This is a genomic window from Halobacteriovorax sp. DA5 (genome assembly GCF_002903145.1).
Classification (GTDB): domain Bacteria; phylum Bdellovibrionota; class Bacteriovoracia; order Bacteriovoracales; family Bacteriovoracaceae; genus Halobacteriovorax_A.
Genome location: NZ_PPDJ01000026.1, coordinates 1 through 1,184 on the forward strand (window position 1 = coordinate 1; position 1,184 = coordinate 1,184).

At 42.7% G+C, this 1,184-nt stretch carries 1 protein-coding gene; it reads left to right on the forward strand.

Annotation, left to right across the window (positions count from 1 at the left end; translation table 11 throughout):
• Positions 1-1,184 (forward strand): elongation factor Tu (gene tuf, locus C0Z22_RS15755; RefSeq protein ID WP_103219315.1); only part of this gene is annotated, 1,184 nt, incomplete at its 3' end.

The following is a 1,184-nucleotide window of genomic DNA, read 5'->3' on the forward strand; positions in this document are numbered from 1 at the left end:
ATGGCAAAAGAATCTTTTGACAGAAGTAAGCCCCACGTAAACATTGGTACGATCGGGCACGTTGACCACGGTAAGACAACTCTTACAGCGGCAATTTCAATCACATTAGCTAACGCACTTGGTGGTGCCGTAAGAAAATTCGACGAAATCGATTCAGCACCAGAAGAAAAAGCTAGAGGTATTACAATCAATACTTCACACATTGAATACGAAACAGCTAACAGACACTACGCACACGTAGACTGTCCAGGTCACGCTGACTATGTAAAGAACATGATTACAGGTGCAGCACAAATGGACGGAGCGATCCTAGTATGTTCAGCGGCTGATGGGCCAATGCCACAAACTAGAGAGCACATCCTTCTTGCACGTCAGGTAGGTGTACCAGCGATCGTAGTATTCTTAAATAAAGTAGACCAAGTAGATGATGAAGAACTACTTGAGCTAGTAGAGATGGAAGTAAGAGAACTTCTATCTTCATACGACTTCCCAGGTGACGATATTCCTATCGTAGCTGGTTCTGCACTTGCAGCTCTTGAAATGAGAGACGATGCAATTGGTAAAGATAAAGTTCTAGAGCTTATGGCACAAGTTGATGAGTACATCCCAACTCCAGCTAGAGCAACAGACCTTGACTTCCTAATGCCAGTAGAAGACGTATTCTCAATTTCAGGACGTGGTACAGTTTGTACAGGACGTGTTGAAAGAGGGATTATCAAAGTTAACGAAGAAATCGAAATCGTTGGTATTAAAGAAACAACTAAAACAACTGTAACTGGTGTTGAGATGTTCAGAAAGCTTCTTGACGAAGGTAGAGCAGGTGATAACGTTGGTCTTCTTCTACGTGGTGTTAAGCGTGAAGAAGTAGAGCGTGGTCAGTGTCTAATCAAGCCAGGTTCAGTAAAGCCACACGCGAAATTTAACTGTGAAGTATATATCCTTTCAAAAGATGAAGGTGGACGTCACACTCCAATCTTCAAAGGTTATAGACCACAGTTCTACTTCAGAACAACAGACGTAACAGGTGATATTACACTTGCAGACGGTGTTGAAATGGTTATGCCAGGTGACAACACTTCTTTCGCAGTAGAGCTAATTACTCCAATCGCGATGGAAAAAGGTCTTAAGTTCGCAATCCGTGAGGGTGGTAGAACAATCGGTGCTGGTACAGTATCTGAAATTCT